This is a genomic window from Stenotrophomonas sp. YJH_SMC_29, assembly GCF_059371235.1.
Window position 1 is genome coordinate 469,719 of sequence record NZ_JCAFUK010000001.1, and the last position, 20,263, is coordinate 489,981.

The window sequence follows — 20,263 nt, forward strand, 5'->3', positions numbered from 1 at the left end:
TGCCCGAAGCCGCGTGAATGCAGGGCCATCAACCGCCTGGCCCTGCACCGGAAAGGCACCGTCCGCCACGCGGGCGGACGGTGCGGGGTACATCAGGCGGCGACGATGTTCACGATCTTGCCCGGCACGATGATGATCTTGCGCACCGTCAGGCCTTCCATGAACTTGGCCGCGTTGGGCTCGGCCAGGGCCAGTGCCTCCACCTGCTCGCGCGCGGCGTCGGCCGCGACCTCGATGGTGCCACGCAGCTTGCCGTTGACCTGCACCGCCAGGGTCAGCGCATCGCGCACCAGCGCGCTGCTGTCGGCCTGCGGGAACGGCTGGTCTTCCAGCAGCGTCTCGCCGTGGCCCAGTACCTGCCACAGGGCGTGGCTGGCATGCGGGGTGATCGGGTTCAGCAGCAGCACGATGGCCTGCAGCGCTTCCTGGCGCACCGCGCGGCCCTGCTCGCTGCCGTCCTCGAACTTGGCCAGTGCGTTCATCAGCTCCATCACCGCAGCGATCGCGGTGTTGAAGCTATGGCGGCGGCCGTAGTCGTCACCGACCTTGCCGATGGTTTCGTGGGTCTTGCGGCGCAGCGCCTTCTGGTTGGCGTCCAGCGCAGCAACGTCCAGCGCCGGGGCGGCGCCGTCGGCGGCATGCTTCTGCACCTGGGCCCAGAGGCGGCGCAGGAAGCGCGCCATGCCGTCCACGCCGGCCTCGTTCCACTCCAGCGACTGCTCCGGCGGCGCGGCGAACATCGAGAACAGGCGCACGGTGTCGGCGCCGTACTTGCCGACCATCGCCTGCGGGTCCACGCCGTTGTTCTTCGACTTGGACATCTTCTCGGTACCGCCCACCACCACCGGCTGGCCATCGGCGATCAGGGTGGCACCGGTGATGCGGCCGCGCTCGTCGCGCTGCACTTCCACATCGGCCGGGTTGATCCAGTCCTTCGAACCGTCCGGGTTCGGGCGGTAATAGGTTTCGGCGATCACCATGCCCTGGCACAGCAGGTTGCGTGCCGGTTCGTTGCTGTCCACCATCCGCGCGTCGCGCAGCAGCTTGTGGTAGAAGCGGAAATACATCAGGTGCAGGATCGCGTGCTCGATGCCGCCGATGTACTGGTCGACCGGCAGCCAGTAGTTGCCGCGCTTGTCGACCGCATCACGGGCACCCGGCGAGGTGTAGCGGGCGTAGTACCAGCTCGACTCCATGAAGGTATCGAAGGTATCGGTCTCGCGCTCGGCGGCGCCGCCGCAGTCCGGGCAGGTGGTCTTGCGCCATTCCGGGTCGGTCTTGATCGGCGAACCGGTGCCGGAGAACGCCACGTCCTCCGGCAGCACCACCGGCAGCTGTTCTTCCGGCACCGGCACTGCGCCGCACTTGGCGCAATAGATCACCGGAATCGGGCAGCCCCAGTAGCGCTGGCGGCTCACGCCCCAGTCGCGCAGGCGGTAGTTGACGCGGCGCTGGCCCTGGGCCTTGCGCTCGAAACGTTCGGCCAGCGCTTCGAAGGCGCCCTGGAAGTCCAGGCCGTCGAATTCGGCCGAGTTGACCAGTTCGAAGGCACGGCTCTTGTCGCTGTACCAGTCCTGCCAGCGGCTGCCGTCCCAGTTGCGCTCTTCTTCAGTGCGCGGGTCCTTCAGCGCGATGACCTGCTTGATCGGCAGGCCATACTTGTTGGCCACTTCATTGTCGCGCTGGTCATGGCCCGGCACCGCCATCACCGCGCCGGTGCCGTAGCCCATCAGCACGAAATTGGCGACCCACACCGGGACCGGCTCGCCGGTGACCGGGTGCAGCGCGCGCAGGCCGGTGTCCATGCCGCGCTTTTCCTGGGTCTCCAGCTCGGCCTCGGACACACCGCCCTGCTTCAGGTCGGCCAGCAGCGCGGCCAGTTCCGGATTGTTCTTCGCCGCGTGCAGCGCCAGCGGGTGTTCGGCGGCGATCGACACGAAGGTCACGCCCATCACCGTGTCCGGGCGGGTGGTGAACACGCGCAGCGGGTCCAGCGCGCTGCCGTCGACATCGCGCACGTCGAACTGGATTTCCAGGCCTTCGGAACGGCCGATCCAGTTGCGCTGCATGGTCTTGACCGATTCCGGCCAGCCGTCCAGCTCGTCCAGGCCATCCAGCAGCTCCTGGGCGTAGTCGGTGATGCGCAGGAACCACTGCGGGATCTCGCGCTTCTCGACCAGGGCGCCCGAGCGCCAGCCGCGGCCGTCGATGACCTGCTCGTTGGCCAGCACGGTCTGGTCGACCGGGTCCCAGTTCACCACGGCATTGCGACGATAGGCCAGGCCCTTGCGCATCAGGCGGGTGAACATGCGCTGCTCGTGGACGTAATAGTCCGGACGGCAGGTGGCGAACTCGCGCGACCAGTCGATGGCATAGCCCAGCGACTTCAGCTGGCTGCGCATGTGGTCGATGTTCTTGTAGGTCCACGCCGCCGGCGCGGTCTTGTTCTTGATCGCGGCGTTTTCCGCCGGCAGGCCGAACGCGTCCCAGCCCATCGGCTGCAGCACGTTGTGGCCGGTCATGCGCTTGTAGCGGCTGATCACGTCGCCAATCGTGTAATTGCGCACGTGGCCCATGTGCAGCGCACCGGACGGGTACGGAAGCATCGACAGGCAGTAGTACTTCGGCTTGTCCGAAGTCTCGTCGACCTCGAAGGCACGGGTGGCGTCCCAGTACTGCTGGGCGGCGGATTCAACCTGCTGCGGGTCGTAGGCGTTGGTTTCAGCGCTGGTCATGGAACACGCGGATGCGGCGGCAAAGCGGTACAGCGTACCGCAGTGCGGCAAACGTCTCCAATCCTGCCCGCCGGACAGCAGCGCCGCCGCGCTGCCGGGGCCGTCTCAGCGCAGGCGCGACAGCGGCAGGGCCGCGGCCAGCCAGACCGCCCAGCAGGCAAACGCCAGCCGTTGGGCCAGCGGCGCCGGCAGTACGCCCTGCAGGGCAAACGCCGCCAGCGCGGCCAGCACGCCGCAGCCCAGCGCCAGGACGCCCAGAGCGCGGCCATGCGCCTGGCGCAGACCGGACACGGCCAGCAGCACGCTGCCGGCGACGAAGCCCAGCACCCAGATCATCCAGGCACTGGCATGCAGCTGGCTGGCCGGCCCATGCAGGTCGTCCACGTCCAGCGGCAGCGCGCCCATCGCGGCAAACGCCAGGCCGGCCAGCAGCAGCATCTGGCTGCTGACCCGCGGCGCCCAGCCGGCCCCGGTCGGCAGGGTACGCCGCAGGCGTTCAGCCACCCCCGCCGCCAACAGCCCGGGCAGCACAAAGCCGACGAGATTGAAGGCCAACGCATGCGGCACCCCGTGCGCGCCCAGCAGCGCCACCGGGTGGCGGCCCTGGGCATAGCCGTCCAGGCCAGCACCAAAGCCGGCCACGGCAAGGACGAACGCGACTGCAGCAAGCAGCCCCAACCAACGATCAAGCCGGACCACAGACATCGCGCGCAAACACCCGGAACAGGAATGGACCGCCGCATTGTCGCGGCAGCGGCACGAAGCGCCAAGCGGTCGTGCGTTTCAGCATCGGCAGGTGGGTGAGCCACACGCGGTACTGCGTGCCGCGCCCCTGGGGCCGTCACAGCGGGCCTGTGGGCCCGCCGCGCGGGTGCGCGGGATGTGATGGCAGGGTTGAGACCGACATCGATCGTCACCATAGAATCGGTCTCCAGAGACCAAGCGATGCCTCCCCCATGACCGAGACGACCTACGTATTCGACGCCACCACTGCGACCTTCGAGGCCGAAGTCCTGCAGAAGTCGCTGCAGACGCCAGTGCTGGTCGACTTCTGGGCCACCTGGTGCGGGCCGTGCAAGACCCTGGGCCCGATGCTGGAAAAGCTGGCCGCCGAATACAACGGCGCCTTCGAGCTGGCCAAGGTCGACGTCGACAAGGAACAGCAGATCGCGGCGGCCTTCCAGATCCGGTCGGTGCCCACCGTGTTCCTGGTCAAGGGCGGCCAGCTGGTGGATGGATTCCCCGGCGCGATTCCGGAAGGCCAGCTGCGTGAGTTCCTGGCCCAGCATGGCGTCGTGCCGGCCGATCTCGGCGATGCCGCCCCCGAAGAGGACACGCCGCTGGACCCGCAGGCGCAGGTCGACGTGCTGCGCGCGCAGATCGCCGCCGAACCGGACAAGGATGAGCTGAAGCTCGACCTCGCCCTGGCCCTGCTGCAGATCGGCGGCGTCGACGAGGCTGGCACCCTGATCGACGGCCTGCCGGCCAATCTGGCCACCGACGACCGTGCCGCGCGCGCGCGCGCCCGTCTGGCCTTCGCCGCCGCGCTGAAGGACGCCCCGCCGGCCGAGGTGCTCGACGCGCGCATCGCCGCTGATGGCAAGGATCTCCAGGCCCGCCACCTGCGCGGCGTGCAGCTGCTGCTCGGCGGCCATGACGAGGCCGCGCTGGCCCAGTTCCTGGAAATGCTGCGGATCGACCGCGGATTCGAGGAAGGCCTGCCGCGCAAGGCCCTGATCGACGCCTTCAATGTGATCGCCGACGAGGACCTGGTTGGCCAGTACCGCCGCCGCATGGCGTCGCTGCTGTTCTGAACAGGAGCCCGCTCCGTTCAGAATCCCTGCACTGAACGCGGGCAATAATGCGCGCGCTGGCGGCCATGCGGCCGCCACGATCCGTTCGGGGGGATGAGGTCGGGGCCATGGGGTCTTGCAGCTGCACCCCCGCATTGCCGGGATTGCAAACTGTGACCGTCGTCCGCTCTCTGTCGTTCGCCAAGCGTTTCACGGGCGCCCTGCTGTGCGCCCTCTTCGCGCTGCCCGCCCTGGCCGGCGCCCAGGACTGGAACTACCGGGTCCGCCCCGGCGATACCCTGTGGGACCTGGGCGGGCTGTACCTGAAGCCTTCGGTACGCTGGCAGCAGCTGCAGCAGCACAACCGCATCGACAATCCCTACCAGTTGCCGCCGGGCCAGCTGCTGCGCTTCCCGATCAGCTGGCTGCGCACGGAGCCGGCGCCGGCACGGGTGCTGTCCGTGCGCGGCAAGGTCGAACTGTCCGGCGCCGATGGCAGCGCGACCCGCGCGCTCCGGGCCGGCGAGCAGCTGCACATCGGCGACACGGTGGAAACCGAAGGCGATTCCAGCATCACCCTGGAGTTCGCCGACGCCTCGCGCCTGCAGCTGCGCGAATACTCGCGGCTGCGGCTGGACCAGTTGAGCCGCTACGGCCACACCGGCATGGTCGATACCCGCCTGCGCCTGCAACAGGGGCGGGCCAGCAACCGGGTGACGCCGGCGCGCGGCCCCGCCTCGCGATACATCATCGATGCGCCCACCGCGACCAGCAGCGTGCGCGGCACGGTGTTCCGGGTCAGCGCCGGCGATGCCGGCCACGTCGGCGCCACCGAGGTGCTGCAGGGCAAGGTGCAGGTCGGCAACCTCCGTGGCCAGCGCCTGGTCCAGCCAGGCCAGGCCACCCGCAGCAGCAGTGTCGACGCGGCCCCCACCGCCGCCGTCGCCCTGCTGCCGGCACCGCAGCTGCGCACCGGCGAGCTGCGCCTGGCGCCACTGCCGACCCTGCTGGCCTGGGAGCCGGTCAGTGGCGCCGCGCACTACCGGGTGGAAGTGGTGCAGGCGGCAATGCCGGAGATCCTGCTGTTCGCTGCCACCACCGCCGACACCCGGCTGGCGATCGGCGACCTGCCACCGGGCCAGCTGCGCATCCTCCTGCGCGCGGTCGATGCGCAGGGCGTCGAAGGCCTGGACGCCAGCGCCGATTTCGAGCTCAACGACCAGCCACCGCCGCCGCTGACCGTGTCGCCGCTGCATGGGCAGACGATCAACAGCGACCGCCCGCGTTTCCGCTGGAGCCAGGCCCCCGGGGCGCGCAGCAGCGTGCTGCAGATCGCCGCCGACGCCAGCTTCGTGCAGCCCCTGCAGGAACAGACCAGCACCGGCACCGACCTGCGCCTGGCACAGCCGCTGCCACCGGGCCAGTACTACTGGCGGGTGGCCTCGCGCGATGCCAACGGCCACCAGGGTCGCTACGGCCAGGCGCTGCCACTGCACCTGAGCGATGAGCCAGTGGACCCGGCACTGCAACCGCCCGAAGCCGCGCATGGCGAACTGACCCTGCGCTGGCAACCGGGCAGCGCAGGCCAGCGCTATCGGGTGCAGGTGGCGCGCGGCGCGGACTTCAAGGCGCCGCTGGTCGACGAAACGGTGTCCGAGCCACAGGTCAGCTTCAAGCGCCCGTGGAGCGGCACCCTGCACGTGCGCGTGCAGTACATCGACGATGACGGTCACGCGGGCGCGTTATCCCCTGCCCAGCAGATCCCGCTGCCCTGCCGCGTCTGCTACGGTGCCGGCGGCGGTGCCCTGCTGCTCTGGTTGTTGTTGTGAGGCGTTCGCCGCTGCCGTGGTCGAAGCGGATCCTGCTGGCCCTGCTGGCCGGCGTGCTGACCCTCGTCGCCAGCCAGGGACAGTGGCTGTGGCGGCAGGACGAAGCCGCCTATGACACGCTGGTCGGCACCTGGGATTACCGCCCCGACCCCAGCGTGCTGATCGTGGCCATCGACGAAGGCAGCCTGCAGCGCATCGGCCAATGGCCCTGGCCGCGCTCGGTGCACGCGCGCCTGCTGGACCGGCTGACCGATGCCGGTGCCGAACGCGTCGCGCTGGACCTGATGCTGTCCGAACCGGACCGGCGCGACAGCCGCCAGGACGATGCGCTGGCGGCCGCGATCCGACGCAACGGCCGGGTGGTGCTGCCGGTGCTGGCCGCACCTGCGGCCGGCGACCGCATGGCCGAGGAGATGCTGCCGATTCCCCAGATCGCCGCCAGTGCCGCCGCCATCGGCCATACCGATGTCGAGGTGGATGGCGACGGCGTCGCCCGCGGCGTCTATCTGCGCGCCGGTATCGGACGGCCGCACTGGCCGGCGCTGGGCCTGGCACTGGCCGATCTGCCTGCCGGCGCGGTACGTGGCCTGCCCGATCCCGACCCGGACGTGGGCTCGCCCTACCAGTGGCGACGCGACGATTACGTGCGCGTGCGCTACGCCGGCCCGCCCGAGCGGCTGCCACAGGTGTCCTATGCGGACGTGCTCGATGGGCACGTGGACGCCGCGATGCTGCATGGCCGCCGCATCGTGGTCGGCATGACGGCCAGCGGCATCGCGCCTCGCCTGCTGACCCCGACCACCCGCGAGTTCTGGATGAGCGGCAGCGAATACCAGGCCAACATCGCCTCGATGCTGCTGCAGCACAAGCAGATCGACGTGCTGCCGCACGCCTGGCAGCACGCCATCAGCGGCGTGCTGGTGGCGCTGTGCGTGATGCTGCTCGGCCTGCGCCTGCCGTGGCTGGTCGCGCTGTGTTCGCTGCCGATGCCGCCCCTGCTGAGCTGGCTGCTGCTGCGCACCGGTGACCTGTGGTGGGCACCGGCCAGCGCGATGCTGGGCGTGGCGCTGGCACTGCTGGTCTGGGCGGTGTGGCGGATCTCGGCCTGGCACCGCCAGGCCAACCGCGATGCCCTCACCGGGCTGGGCAACCGCCTGCGCTTCGAGCAGTCGCTGCAGCAGGAATGCGATGCGGCGCGGCGCACTGGCAAGCCTCTGAGCCTGGCCCTGATCGACGTCGATCACTTCAAGCGTCACAACGACCGCCACGGCCACCAGGTGGGCGACCGCGTGCTGCGCGATGTCGCCCGCCTGATCGGCGCGCATGCGCGCCGCCCGCGCGACATGGCGGCGCGCTACGGGGGCGACGAGTTCGCGCTGGTGTTGCCGGATACGCCGGCCGAAGGCGCGCGCCAGGTGGTCGAGGACCTGATTGCCTGCGTGCGTGCCCTGCCGGCGCCGGGCGATGACGGCAACGACGCCGTGACGCTTACCATCGGCGTGTTCACCCGTATCCCCGATGGCGAACTGCAACCGCACCATTTCGTCGAAGGCGCCGACACCGCCCTGTACCAGGCCAAGGCCAACGGCCGCGACGGATACACGATCGACGGCGGGGCATGACATCCCGGCCCCGGGTGCAACATACGCCTGCGAATGGTTAGACTGGACGCCCCGCCCTGCGCTCCCGGATCTGCATGAACGCCCGCCTGTTCCGCGTCGGCATCAACCTCTGGCCACCGTTCCTGTTCACCGGCATCCACGTCACCCGGATCACACCCGACTACCGGCAGATCGACGTGGAACTCCGGCTGCGCCCTTGGAACCGCAATTACGTGGGGACGCATTTCGGCGGCAGCCTGTTTGCGATGACCGATCCGTTCTGGATGCTGGGCCTGCTGCACATCCTCGGCCGTGACTACTACGTGTGGGACCGGGCCGGTGCGATCGATTTCCTCAAGCCGGGCCGGGGCACGGTGCGCACCTCGTTCCGCATCGACGACGCACTGCTGGCGGAACTGCGCGCCGAAGCCGCTGGCGGCGAGAAGGTGCTGCGCTGGTTCAGCAATGACGTGGTGGATGAATCCGGTGAAGTGGTCGCCCAGGTACGCAAGCAGGTCTACCTGCGGTTGAAGCCACACGTACGCTGATCCAGAGCGCCGGCGCTATCCTCTGCCTCCCTGCCATGGAGGCTCCGATGCGCCCGTATGCGCTTGCCACACTGCTCACCCCCCTGTCCTTCACCGCCCACGCACTTGACCTGCCACCGGTGCAGTATCCGACGCTGCCGGCCCAGGCGGCCCATGCCGCTGGTTTCGTCCCCCAGGGCTGGACACTTGAATCGAGTGTCGAAGGCGATCTCGACCAGGATGGCCGCGCGGACCTGGTACTGGTGCTGCGCCAGCAGGAGCCGCGCAACATCATCGAGCACGATGGCTTCGGCCCCTCGCCGTACGACAGCAACCCGCGCATCCTCGCGGTGGCGTGGTCGCGCCCGTCCGGCTACGTGCTGGCGGTGCAGGACCACCAGCTGATACCCCGTCCCGACAATCCGGTGATGAGCGACCCGCTCGAAGACGGCGGCGTCAGCATCCAGCGCGGCACCCTGAAGGTCGCACTGTTTTCATTCGCCAGCGCGGGAAGCTGGTCAATGGGCACGACCGTTTTTACCTTCCGCTGGCAGGACGATGCCTTTGCGCTGATCGGCTACGACCAGAATTCGGTGATGCGCAATTCCGGGCAGACCGAATCGGTGAGCGTGAACTTCTCCACCCGCAGGGTAAAACGGAGCGAAGGCAGCATCGAGGACGACAAGGACAGCGTGCGCTGGGAGCCGCTGCGCAGCCGCCGCCACTGGACGCTGCAGACCGTCGGTGATGGCTGGGCGTTCGATCCGCTGGCGGGCAGCGACTGAGCCACTGGTCAGTCGCGCACAGCAGCGCCCGGGGCGTTCTCCATCACCAGCGGCACCGACAGCCACGGGCTCTCGTCGCTGCTGCGCGCCGGTGAACGCCGCGGCACCTGCAGGCGGCGGCCATCGGCCGACAGCTGCGGTGCCCGCACCGGTGAGCGGAACCGGTCCGGCAGGTGCTGCAACGCATCCACCGGGTCTTCGGCCTGCTGCCGCAACCAGCGCTGCGCGCCGATCAGCCGCACCATCGCCGCCGCATCCTGGGGCCGCGACGCGTACGCGGGATAGACCGGGCCGGCGATATCGGTCAGCACGCACCCCATGAGATTCGACAGGCAGCCGAAGTCGTGCTGCGGCGGCGCAGGCACCGGCAGCGGGCGGTCCGCTTCCAGCGCGGCCGTGGCCGCGGCTCCACAGGCCCAGCCCATGTTGCCGGCGGCGCGTGCCAGGGTGCTGTTGCGATCCAGTACCAGCACACCGCCGAATGCCTGCGCCGAGGTTTCGATCGCCGCCTGGGCCATCGCGTACTCGCCCTGCATCGCCCGGCACAGGCTCTGTTCGGGGGCCAGCATCGGCCGCATCGCCTGCTCGCATTCGGCCGGCAGCGGGTGGTCGGCCGGCAGTTCGACCAGCATGTCGGCCAGCAGCTGGGCATTGGCCTGCACCAGGCTGGCGCCGACGATGCTGTCCACCAGGTAGCTGCCGCCGGTCAGCAGCCGGCGCCCCAGCTGCAGGCCGCGGCAACTGCCGCGCAGGGCGCCGTCGGTATCACCCTGCACGAACGCCAGCGCGCGTGCGCTGGTGGCATCGATCATCAGGCCATAGGTCGGCAACGGCACCAGGATGGCCTCGCCCCGAGGCTGGAACGGCGATGCGAAGTGGTCCGCATCGGCCAGCTGGTCCAGGCGCGCATGCAGCTGCTGGTGGCCCGCGTGGGCGTCGGTGAAGCGCTGCGGATCGGCGCGCACCTGACGCAGGCAGTCGCTGGCGGTCGGTCCGCAGCTGGCCGCCGGCCGCGACTGCAGCGCGTGGTGATCCTCTGCCAGCCGCGGACGGGCGACGTTTTCGCCGCGCTCATCCGCCTCCCAGCGTCGCACATCCCCCGCCAGCGCCTGTTCGCGCTGGCGCGTGTCGAGATCATCGAACGCGAGCGTCCACAGCAGCGCGAAGCCGTTGTGGCCCGGGGTTGGCAGGCGCGCCTGCAGGCGCTGCTGGGCCTGCAGCCGCGATTCCGGCACCGGCCACATGCGCGAGGCGCCCCACACCACGATGGCCAGCACCAGCAGGCCGGCCACGGTCCAGCCCAGTCCGCGCAGAATCTTCAACACAGCTTCCCTTCCATGTGTCGTTGCCGCAGTCGATTCCCCAGCGTAATCGACCGGCCGTGGCCGCTACAATGCGCGCATGTCGCTCGAAGCCCCCGCCCTGGTCCCCCGCCCTTCCCTGCAGCGCCTGTTCCTGACCGGCCTGCTGACCCTGCTGCCGATCTGGCTGACCTGGGTCGTGGTCAAGTTCGTGTTCGTGCTGCTGTCAGGCATTTCCAGCCCGCTGGTGGTGCCGCTTTCCGAGCAGATCGCGACGAGCTTCCCGCATTACCTGGGCTGGGTGCGTGCCGAGTGGATCCAGGACACCATCGCCCTGCTGGCCACCCTGCTGGTGATCCTGGCGGTGGGCGTGGCCAGCCGCCGCGTGCTCGGCCAGCGCCTGCTGCGCTGGGTCGGTGCGGTCATCAAGCGCATTCCGCTGGCCAGCATCATCTACGACAGCGCCAAGAAGCTGCTGGACATGCTGCAGACCGAGCCGGGCAGTACCCAGCGCGTGGTGCTGATCGACTTTCCGCACCGCGACATGAAGTCGGTCGGGCTGGTCACCCGCGTGATCAAGGAACACGGCACCGACCGTGAGCTGGCCGCGGTATACGTGCCAACCACGCCGAACCCGACCTCGGGCTACCTGGAAATCGTGCCGGTGGAGCTGCTGACGCCAACCGACTGGACCGTCGACCAGGCCATGAGCTTCATCATTTCCGGCGGCGCGGTCGCGCCGTCCAGCGTACCGTTCACCCGCGCCGGCGAACGCGCCGAATGACCACCGCGCCGATCGAGCGCCCGCTGCAGGACCGTGCGGTGCTGCTGTTCATCGTGCTGGCCGCGTTCTTCTGCGGCAATGCGGTGCTGGCCGAGCTGATCGGGGTGAAGATCTTCGCGCTGGAAGACACGCTCGGCATCGCCCCGCTGAACTGGAACCTGTTCGGCCAGACCGGCTCGCTCAGTTTCACCGCCGGCACCCTGCTGTGGCCGGTGGTGTTCATCATGACCGACACCATCAACGAGTTTTTCGGCAAGCGCGGCGTGCGCTTCATCTCGTGGCTGGCCGTGGTCCTGATCGCCTACGGCTTCCTGTTCGCCTTCGCAGCGATCTCGCTGGCGCCGGCCAGCTGGTGGGTCACCTCGATGGACGGCCACGGCGTGCCGGATTACCAGGCCGCATTCGCGGCGGTGTTCGGCCAGGGCATGTGGACCATCGCCGGTTCACTGGTGGCCTTCCTGCTCGGCCAGCTGATCGACGTGGCGGTGTTCCATCGCATCCGCCAGGTCACGGGCGAGCGCCACGTGTGGCTGCGTGCGACCGGATCGACCGCGATCTCGCAGGTGGTGGACAGTTTCGTGGTGATCTGGATCGCCTTCGTGCTCGGCCCGCAGCACTGGCCAACCTCGCTGTTCCTGGCCGTCAGCAGCGTCAACTACATCTACAAGATGGGTTTTGCGATCGCGCTGATTCCGCTGCTGTACCTGATGCGGCGGGCGATCACCCGCTATCTGGGCGCCGACCGGGCCGCCGCGCTGCGCGCCGCGGCCGCGGCTGACTGAAGCCCCAGCGGCGAAAAGCTGACTGCGCCTTCACGCTGGCCGTACGCGGCCGGATCGTGCAAGCTCCACGGTCTGTGTTCCACGGAAGCTCCTGATGCCGCATCCCACCCGCGTCCTGGCCGCCGCCATCGCCGCGTTGTTCCTGTTCAGTGCCGTGCCGTCGGCCGAGGCAGCGAAGAAGAAGGCCAGCCGCCCTGCCGCCGCGCAGACCCGCCAGGCCGCCAAGCCCAAGGCCAGGCCCGCGCGCGCCACCGCGCCGGCCCGCGGCAGTTCGGCGCGCCGCGCCGCGCCGCGTCCGGTTGCACCGGCCCGTGCCGTGCCCAAGCAGGTGCAGCTGGAGCGCCTGTACGATGAATACTGGGATGCCTCGATGCGGTTGAACCCGCTGCAGGCCACGTTCCAGGGGGAATCGCGCTACAACGACCAGCTGCCCAACATCCTGTCCGCCGCCTGGCGCCAGCAATCGCACGACTTCACCACGCAGTGGCTGGGCAAGGTCGAAAAACTCGGCAGTGACGGCCTGCAGGGCCAGGACCTGCTCAGCTACGAGATCTTCGTGCGCGACGCGCGCGCCTCGCTGGCCGCCGAACGCTACCCGAGCTGGATGATGCCGATCAGCCAGTACTACAACATCGGCAGCATCATGGCGATCCTCGGTTCCGGTGCCGGCGCGCAGCCGTTCAACACCGTGCAGGACTACGACACATGGTCGCGCCGATCGCTCGGCATTCCCGAGCTGTTCGACCAGGCCATCGACAACATGCGCCAGGGCATGAAGGCCGGCGTGGTGCAGCCGCGCGACCTGATGGAAAAGGTGCTGCCGCAGCTGGATGCGGTGATCAAGCCGACCGCCGAAGAGAGCATCTTCTGGTCGCCGATCCGTACCATGCCGAACACCATCACGGCCGAGGACAAGGCGCGCATCAGCGCCGAGTACAAGCGCATGATCGAGCTGCGCATCATGCCGGCCTACCGCGCCCTGCGCGGCTTCATCGCCACCGAATACCTGCCCGCCACGCGCACCAGCAGCGGGCTGGGTGCACTGCCCGATGGCCAGGCCTGGTATGCCAACCTGATCGTGCAGACCACGGCCAGCGAACAGACCGCCACGCAGCTGCACGCGCTGGGCGAACAACGCGTGCAGGAGCTGCAGGCGCAGATCGCCACGGTGATGAAGGACGCCAGGCTGCGCGGCACACCGACCAAGCTGCTGCGCAGCATGCGCAACGACCGCCAGTTCCAGTACGGCGATGCCGACGCGCTGATCAACCGCTACCGCCAGGTGCAGCAGCAGGTCAACGCACGCCTGCCACAGGTGCTCGATACGCTGCCCAGGTCGACGCTGGACGTGCGCGCGGTGGAACCGGAGCGTGCGCTGACCGCCGCCGCGGCGGCCTATCAGCCGTCTGCGGCCGGGCAACCGGGCGTGCTGTACGTGAACACCCGCGACCTGCCCAGCCGCAAGCGCTGGAACGTGCCGGTGCAGTACCTGCACGAAGCGATTCCCGGCCACCACGTGCAACTGGGCCTGCAGCAGGAGCTGGCCAAGCTGCCGCGCTTCCGCCGCCTCGGTGGCGATCTCGCCTTCGTCGAAGGCTGGGGCCTGTACGCCGAAACGCTGGGCGAAGACCTGGGCATCTACACCGATCCCTACGACCGCATCGGCTACCTGTACTCGCGCCTGCTGCGTGCCGCCCGCGTGGTGGCCGATACCGGCGTGCACGCACAGGGCTGGAGCAAGCAGCAGGCCGTCAGCTACCTGCAGAAGACCGTGGACATGAGCAGTGACGACGCCAACGCCGAGGTGGAGCGGATCATGGCCCAGCCCGGCCAGGCGCTGTCCAACGTCGCCGGCCTGACCACCATCGTCGCCCTGCGCGACAAGGCCAGGGCACGGCAGGGTGCAGCCTTTGACCTGCGCCGCTTCCACGCCGAACTGCTGAAGGACGGCTCGATGCCGCTGGACGTGCTGGACCGCAAGATGGAACGCTGGATGGCACAGCCGGCCACCGCCACGCCCGCCCCTTCACCCTGACCGCTGCGGAGCCACCATGCGCCCTGCCGTCGCCCTGTTCGCCGCCGTGCTGGGACTGCTGCCTCTGGCCGGTACCGCCGCGCCGGTGCTGACCCCACCGGACGCCGGCGTCGACGGCCTGATGCAGGCCTACGATGGCCAGGTGCCCGGCGCCGCAGTCCTGGTGCTGCACGACGGGCAACCGGTGTTCCGCCGTGGCTACGGCCTGGCGGTGGTGGAGGACGGCACCGCCGTCACCCCCGCAAGCAACTTCCGGCTGGCCTCGGTCAGCAAGCAGTTCACCGCTGCGGCGGTGCTGCTGCTGGTGGAAGACGGTCGGCTCGGGCTGGATCAGCCGGTCCGGCGCTGGCTGCCCGAACTGCCGCCGGCTGCCGCCGCCATCACGATCCGCCAGCTGCTTTCGCACACCGGTGGCCTGCTCGACTACGAAGACCTGATGGATCCGGCTGACCCTCGGCAGGTGCATGACGCCGATGTACTGACCCTGCTGTCGCACCAGGACCGCCTGAATTTCGCGCCCGGCACGCAGTACCACTACAGCAACAGCGGCTATGCGCTGCTGGCACTGATCGTCGGCCGCGCCTCCGGCCAGGACTTCGCCGCCTTCCTGCAGCAGCGCATCTTCCGCCCGCTGGGCATGGCCCACACCGTGGCCCACCAGGACGGGGTCGATACCGTTGCCGCGCGGGCCTACGGCTACAGCTGGCTCGAGGGCCGCTGGCAGCGCACCGACCAGAGCACCACCAGCGCCGTGCTCGGTGATGGCGGCATCTATTCCTCGCTGGACGACCTGGCCCGCTGGGATGCGGCGCTGTACGACGACCGCCTGCTGTCGAAGGCCTCGCGCCGCGCGATGTTCAGCCCGGCCACGTCGACGCCCGAACCGGATGTGCCGCACTACGGCTTCGGCTGGCGCCTGAATGGCGCGGTGCAATGGCACAGCGGCGAGAGCATCGGCTTCCGCAACGTGATCGTGCGCCATCCGGAAAAGCACCTGACCGTGATCGTGCTGACCAACCGCAATTCCCCCGAGCCCTACCCGCTGGCGCAGAAGATCGCCCAGCGCTGGCTGGACGTGCTGCAATGACCGCTGCAATGGACATCGAATCCGACGCCCTGCTGGGCATCCACCACGCCGCACTGATCTGCAGCGACTACGCGCGCTCGAAGGACTTCTACGTGCGCATCCTCGGCCTGCGCGTGCTGGCCGAGAACCATCGCGCCGCGCGCGCTTCCTGGAAGCTGGACCTGGCCCTGCCCGACGGTGGCCAGCTGGAGCTGTTCTCCTTCCCCTCGCCGCCGCCCCGTCCCAGCCGCCCCGAAGCGCAGGGGCTACGCCACCTTGCGTTCCGGGTCGCGACGCTGGAGCCGTTCATCCAGCGCCTGTCAGCGCATGGCGTGGCGTGCGAACCGATCCGCGTGGACGAATACACCGGCCGCCGCTTCACCTTCTTCGCCGACCCCGACGGCCTGCCGCTGGAGCTGTACGAAGTGGGTTGAACGTGTGTTCCGGGGTCAGATCCCTTTTCCAAAGGAAAAGGGATCTGACCCCATCGACACCCACCCAGAGCAGGCCGTGCCGTTCCGACAGATTGCGGAGACCTTTCGAAGGCGGGGTGGGTCCGGTTGCGGGGGCGTGAGCCGCATGGGCCCGAGGCATGCCTCGGGCGGGTTGGGCAGGACGCCCAACCCCGGTCTTGCCGTGTGCGCAGGACAGCGCACACGAGCAAGCGGCGACCGAGCATGGACGTACTTGCAGCGGCCCCCGCAACCGGACCCACCCCGCCCTCCCACGGATAGCCGCCTTTGCTTTTGAGTTGCCGGCCAGCGGCCGGCACTACCGCAGGTGCAGGGCGCAGCCCTGCAAAGACCCTCTTCCCCATACCCCGCCGAATGGGTATACAGTCGACCCGTACCGGCACCGTGCCGGAATGAACCCTGGGAGGGGACCATGCGCAACACCTTCAAGACCCTGCTGCTGGCACTGCCGCTGTGCCTGGCCGCCCTGTCGGCGCAGGCCGCCGACGGCGCCGCCGGCCGCTGGAAGACCATCGACGACAAGACCGGCAAGGTGAAGTCGATCGTCGAGATCACCCAGGCCGCCAACGGCACGCTGAGCGGCAAGGTGGTCGACATCCTGCACTCGGACAAGGGCCCGAACCCGGTCTGTGACGGCTGTGAAGGCGCCAACAAGAACAAGCCGGTGAAGGGCATGACCATTCTCTGGAACCTGAAGCCCGACGGTGCCAACAAGTGGTCCGGCGGCACCATCCTCGACCCGGCCAACGGCAAGACCTACAAGTCGAAGATGGAACTGCAGCCTGGCGGCACCCGGCTGGACGTGTCCGGCTGCATCGCCTTCATCTGCCGCGCGCAGACCTGGCAGCGCGAGTAAGCACCCGCCCGCGCTTCATTCCCGTGACCCGGCCCCGGCCGGGTCACGCCGTTGCGGGCGTGCGATAATCTGCGGTTCCCCTTGGATCCACCCCGCGACCATGACCCGTACCGCGCTCGTCACCACCGCCCTGCCCTACGCCAACGGCCCGCTGCATCTGGGCCACCTGGTCGGCTACATCCAGGCCGACATCTGGGTGCGTGCGCGGCGAATGAGCGGCGGCAAGACCTGGTTCGTCTGCGCCGACGACACCCACGGCACGCCGATCATGCTGGCCGCGGAAAAGGCCGGGGTCACCCCGGAAACCTTCATCGCCAACATCCAGGCCAGCCACGAACGTGACTTCGCTGCCTTCGGCGTGGCCTTCGACCACTACGACTCGACCAACTCGGCGGCCAACAAGGCGCTGACCGAGCAGTTCTACCTGAAGCTGGAAGCGGCCGGCCACATCAGCCGCCGGTCGGTGGCGCAGTTCTATGACCCGGCCAAGGGCATGTTCCTGCCCGACCGCTACGTCAAGGGCATCTGCCCGAACTGCGGCAGCCCCGACCAGTACGGTGACAACTGCGAAGTGTGCGGCGCGACCTATGCGCCGACCGACCTGAAGGAGCCGCGTTCGGTCATTTCCGGCGCCACGCCGGAAATGCGCGATTCGGAGCACTTCTTCTTCGAGGTGGGTCACTTCGATGCGTTCCTGCGCGAATGGCTGGCCGGCGATGTCGCCCTGCCGGGGGTGAAGGCCAAGCTGGGCGAGTGGCTCAACGCCGAAGGTGGCCTGCGCGCGTGGGACATCTCGCGCGATGCGCCGTACTTCGGTTTCCAGATCCCCGGCCAGCCGGGCAAGTACTTCTACGTCTGGCTGGATGCGCCGATCGGCTACCTGTCCAGCTTCCAGACCCTGTGCGGCAAGCTCGGCGAGGACTTCGACGCGCACCTGCGCGCCGGCACCGCCACCGAGCTGCACCACTTCATCGGCAAGGACATCGTCAATTTCCACGGCCTGTTCTGGCCGGCGGTGCTGCACGGGACCGGCCATCGCGCGCCGACGCGCCTGCACGTGAACGGCTACCTGACCGTGGACGGCGCCAAGATGAGCAAGTCGCGCGGCACCTTCGTGATGGCCCGCACCTTCCTCGACGCCGGCCTGGAATCGGAGGCGCTGCGCTACTACTACGCCGCCAAGTCCGGCGGTGGCGTCGACGATCTTGACCTGAACCTGGGTGACTTCATTGCCCGCGTCAACGCCGACCTGGTCGGCAAGTTCGTCAACCTGGCCAGCCGCTGCGCCGGCTTCATCAGCAAGCGCTTCGACGGCCAGCTGGCCGCGCAGCTGCCCGACGCGGCGCAGTACCAGCGCTTCGTCGACGGCCTGGCGCCGATCCGTGAAGCCTACGAGCGCAACGACCCGGCCGCGGCGATCCGCCTGACCATGACCCTGGCCGACGAAGCCAACCGCTACATCGACGACGTCAAGCCGTGGGTCATCGCCAAGCAGGAAGGCGCCGACGCGCAGCTGCAGGCCGTGTGCAGCCAGGGGCTGAACCTGTTCCGCGTGCTGGTCACCGCACTGAAGCCGGTGCTGCCGGCCACCGCCGCGCAGGCCGAGGCCTTCCTGGCCGCGCCGGTCAATGACTGGACCGAACTGGCACAGCCGCTGCTGGGCCACCGCATCACCGACTACACCCCGCTGTTCACCCGTATCGACCCGAAGAAGATTGACGCCATGATCGACGCCTCCAAGGACACCCTGCAGCCGGCCGCCGCGGCCGCTCCCGCCGCCAGGACCGAAGCGGTCAAGCCGGCCGCACCGGCACCTGCCAAGGACGAAGCCAAGGGCGCCGACGCCCCGGCCTACATCGGCATCGACGATTTCGCCAAGCTCGACCTGCGCATCGGCAAGGTGCTGGTGTGCGAGTTCGTGGACGGTTCGGACAAGCTGCTGCGCTTCGAACTGGACGCCGGTGAACTGGGCAAGCGCCAGATCTTCTCCGGCATCCGTGGCAGCTACGGCGAGCCGGAAAAGCTGGTCGGCCGCAGCGTGGTGTTCATCGCCAACCTGGCCCCGCGCAAGATGCGCTTCGGCCTGAGCGAAGGCATGATCCTGTCGGCCGGTTTCGACGGTGGCGCGCTGGCGCTGCTGGACGCCGACAGCGGCGCGCAGCCGGGCATGCCGGTGCGTTGATGCCTGCAGCGGGCGTGGCCAGGGCCGCGCCCGCCGGTGCCCATGGCCAGCGGAGGCAACGTGATGGAAGGCGACGGAATGGAACTGGCGCTGTTCGACTTCGACCACACCGTGACCACCTGCGATACCTATGGCCGTTTCCTGCGCCGTGTGGCCACTGCCGAACAGCTGGCGCAGGCGTGGTGGAAGGTCGGTCCGTGGCTGGCGGCGTACAAGCTGAACCTGATCTCGGCCGAACGCATCCGCGCACGCGTCACCCGCCTGACCTTCAGCGACCGCCACAGCGATGACATCGCCACGCTCGCGACCGGCTTCTCGCGCGAGGTCCTGCCCGAGGTGGTGCGGCCGGAGATGCTCGAGCAGATCCGCTGGCACAAGGAACAGCAGCACACCGTGGTGATCGTGTCCGGCTCGCTGGACCTGTACCTGCGGCCGTGGTGCGAGCCGCTGGGCCTGCAGCTGATCTGCAACCGGCTGGAAAGCCAGGGGGGGCGCCTGACCGGCCGTTACGCCGGTGGCGACTGTGGCCCGCGCAAGGTCGAGCACATCCGACGCCAGTTCGATCTGTCGCGTTATGTGCGCATCCATGCCTACGGCGACAGTTCCGAAGACAAGCCGATGCTGGCGCTGGCGCATGAGCGCTGGTTCCGTGGCAAACCCCTGAAGTGACCCTGACGCGCAGCCTTTCGCCACGCATGAGCCTGATCCCGCCCCTCACCGAACGCCTCGACCGCCTGCTGCCGCAGACCCAATGCGGGCAATGCGGCTATGACGGCTGCCGCCCCTACGCGCAGGCGATGGCGCGCGGTGAAGCCGGCGTGGACCGCTGTCCGCCGGGCGGCGATGCCGGTGCACGCGCGCTGGCCCAGGTGCTGGGTGTCCCGGCACTGCCCTTCGACCGTTCGCGCGGCGAGCACAAGGCGCCGCAGGTGGCGTTGATCGTGGAAGCCGACTGCATCGGCTGCACCAAGTGCATCCAGGCCTGCCCGGTGGATGCCATCGTCGGCGGCGCCAAGTACATGCACACGGTGATTGCCGAGCTGTGCACGGGCTGCGAACTGTGCATTCCGCCGTGCCCGGTGGACTGCATCGAGTTACTGCCCCTATAACAGGGGTCAGATCCCTTTCCGCAGGAAAGGGATCTGACCCCATCCCGCAGTTACGGCACCGCTGCCGTCACCACGATCTCGACCTTCCATTCGGCGTGGGCCAGCTTGGCCTCGAAGGTTGCACGGGCGGGAGTCGCACCCTCGACCACCCACTCGTCCCACGCCTTGTTCATGCCCTCGAAATCGGCGATGTCGGCCAGGAACACTTCCGCGCGCAGCACGTGCTGGCGGTCGCTGGCGACCAACGCCAACAACTTGTCGATCTCTGCCAGCACCTGACGGGTCTGCCCGGTGATGTCCTGGCTGGTGTCTTCCGGGATCTGGCCGGAGAGGTAGGCGACCTTGTTGTACACGGTCATTTCGGACATGCGCGGTCCGACGTCGTAACGCTCCATCATGGGCGTG

At 68.8% G+C, this 20,263-nt stretch carries 18 protein-coding genes; 14 read left to right on the forward strand and 4 right to left on the reverse strand.

All coding sequences use genetic code 11. From position 1 onward, the window contains the following. Nucleotides 1–92: 92 nt before the first annotated feature. Together leuS and AC5P9I_RS02275 are read right to left on the reverse strand one after the other, a co-directional pair. Nucleotides 93–2,735, reverse strand: coding sequence for a leucine--tRNA ligase (gene leuS / locus AC5P9I_RS02270; protein ID WP_049468606.1), 2,643 nt, complete (start codon nt 2,733–2,735; stop codon nt 93–95). 105 nt (nt 2,736–2,840) lie between these two features. Next, complete coding sequence (locus tag AC5P9I_RS02275; protein WP_049468599.1) at nt 2,841–3,440, reverse strand: DUF998 domain-containing protein; 600 nt, start codon at nt 3,438–3,440, stop codon at nt 2,841–2,843. A 251-nt stretch (nt 3,441–3,691) separates the two neighbouring features. On the opposite strand from AC5P9I_RS02275, the gene trxA reads away from it, so the two are divergent. From trxA to AC5P9I_RS02300, 5 genes are all read left to right on the forward strand, one after another. Continuing rightward, the gene (trxA, locus tag AC5P9I_RS02280; RefSeq protein WP_130767858.1) at nt 3,692–4,549 is read left to right on the forward strand and encodes a thioredoxin; all 858 of its coding nucleotides are present in this window, start codon (nt 3,692–3,694) and stop codon (nt 4,547–4,549) included. A gap of 107 nt (nt 4,550–4,656) precedes the next feature. Further along, the gene (locus tag AC5P9I_RS02285; protein ID WP_049468596.1) at nt 4,657–6,357 is read left to right on the forward strand and encodes a FecR family protein; all 1,701 of its coding nucleotides are present in this window, start codon (nt 4,657–4,659) and stop codon (nt 6,355–6,357) included. After that, nucleotides 6,354–7,979 carry a CHASE2 domain-containing protein gene (locus tag AC5P9I_RS02290; RefSeq protein ID WP_049468592.1) on the forward strand — a complete coding sequence of 542 codons (1,626 nt, stop codon included), beginning with the start codon at nt 6,354–6,356 and terminating at the stop codon, nt 7,977–7,979. Before AC5P9I_RS02285 ends, AC5P9I_RS02290 begins: the two co-directional genes overlap by 4 nt. 74 nt (nt 7,980–8,053) lie before the next feature. After that, nucleotides 8,054–8,506 (forward strand): DUF4442 domain-containing protein, encoded by a 453-nt coding sequence (locus AC5P9I_RS02295; RefSeq protein WP_049468590.1) that lies wholly within the window; start codon nt 8,054–8,056, stop codon nt 8,504–8,506. 47 nt (nt 8,507–8,553) lie between these two features. Continuing rightward, on the forward strand, nt 8,554–9,270 hold the full coding sequence (locus AC5P9I_RS02300; RefSeq protein WP_049468588.1) for a hypothetical protein: 717 nt from the start codon (nt 8,554–8,556) through the stop codon (nt 9,268–9,270). 8 nt (nt 9,271–9,278) lie between these two features. On the opposite strand, the gene AC5P9I_RS02305 is transcribed toward AC5P9I_RS02300, so the two are convergent. Continuing rightward, nucleotides 9,279–10,595: a hypothetical protein gene (locus AC5P9I_RS02305; RefSeq protein ID WP_049468586.1), complete on the reverse strand. Its 1,317-nt coding sequence runs from the start codon at nt 10,593–10,595 to the stop codon at nt 9,279–9,281. A 76-nt stretch (nt 10,596–10,671) separates the two neighbouring features. On the opposite strand from AC5P9I_RS02305, the gene AC5P9I_RS02310 reads away from it, so the two are divergent. The 9 genes from AC5P9I_RS02310 to rnfB all read left to right on the forward strand — a co-directional run bounded on the left by AC5P9I_RS02310 (nt 10,672) and on the right by rnfB (nt 19,858). Further along, a complete protein-coding gene (locus tag AC5P9I_RS02310; protein WP_049427719.1) occupies nt 10,672–11,355 on the forward strand; it encodes a DUF502 domain-containing protein in 684 nt (227 codons plus the stop codon). Next, a complete protein-coding gene (locus tag AC5P9I_RS02315; RefSeq protein ID WP_049468584.1) occupies nt 11,352–12,137 on the forward strand; it encodes a queuosine precursor transporter in 786 nt (261 codons plus the stop codon). Before AC5P9I_RS02310 ends, AC5P9I_RS02315 begins: the two co-directional genes overlap by 4 nt. A gap of 94 nt (nt 12,138–12,231) precedes the next feature. Continuing rightward, complete coding sequence (locus AC5P9I_RS02320) at nt 12,232–14,172, forward strand: DUF885 domain-containing protein (protein WP_130767856.1); 1,941 nt, start codon at nt 12,232–12,234, stop codon at nt 14,170–14,172. A gap of 16 nt (nt 14,173–14,188) precedes the next feature. Further along, complete coding sequence (locus tag AC5P9I_RS02325) at nt 14,189–15,259, forward strand: serine hydrolase domain-containing protein (RefSeq protein WP_088476423.1); 1,071 nt, start codon at nt 14,189–14,191, stop codon at nt 15,257–15,259. 8 nt (nt 15,260–15,267) lie between these two features. Beyond that, nucleotides 15,268–15,672 (forward strand): SMU1112c/YaeR family gloxylase I-like metalloprotein, encoded by a 405-nt coding sequence (gloA2, locus tag AC5P9I_RS02330; protein ID WP_049466327.1) that lies wholly within the window; start codon nt 15,268–15,270, stop codon nt 15,670–15,672. A 451-nt stretch (nt 15,673–16,123) separates the two neighbouring features. Continuing rightward, nucleotides 16,124–16,567: a DUF2147 domain-containing protein gene (locus tag AC5P9I_RS02335; RefSeq protein ID WP_049465074.1), complete on the forward strand. Its 444-nt coding sequence runs from the start codon at nt 16,124–16,126 to the stop codon at nt 16,565–16,567. 100 nt (nt 16,568–16,667) lie between these two features. Beyond that, nucleotides 16,668–18,749 carry a methionine--tRNA ligase gene (gene metG / locus AC5P9I_RS02340; protein ID WP_049465075.1) on the forward strand — a complete coding sequence of 694 codons (2,082 nt, stop codon included), beginning with the start codon at nt 16,668–16,670 and terminating at the stop codon, nt 18,747–18,749. A 78-nt stretch (nt 18,750–18,827) separates the two neighbouring features. Then, nucleotides 18,828–19,418, forward strand: a complete 591-nt coding sequence (locus tag AC5P9I_RS02345) for an HAD family hydrolase (RefSeq protein WP_049465076.1) — start codon at nt 18,828–18,830, stop codon at nt 19,416–19,418. Nucleotides 19,419–19,444: 26 nt separating this feature from the next. Further along, entirely contained in the window at nt 19,445–19,858 is a 414-nt protein-coding gene (gene rnfB, locus AC5P9I_RS02350) for an Rnf electron transport complex subunit RnfB (RefSeq protein WP_049465097.1), read from the forward strand. A gap of 50 nt (nt 19,859–19,908) precedes the next feature. Here the strand turns inward: rnfB and AC5P9I_RS02355 are convergent, their stop codons facing one another. Continuing rightward, nucleotides 19,909–20,256: a RidA family protein gene (locus AC5P9I_RS02355; protein ID WP_049465077.1), complete on the reverse strand. Its 348-nt coding sequence runs from the start codon at nt 20,254–20,256 to the stop codon at nt 19,909–19,911. Nucleotides 20,257–20,263 lie beyond the last annotated feature (7 nt).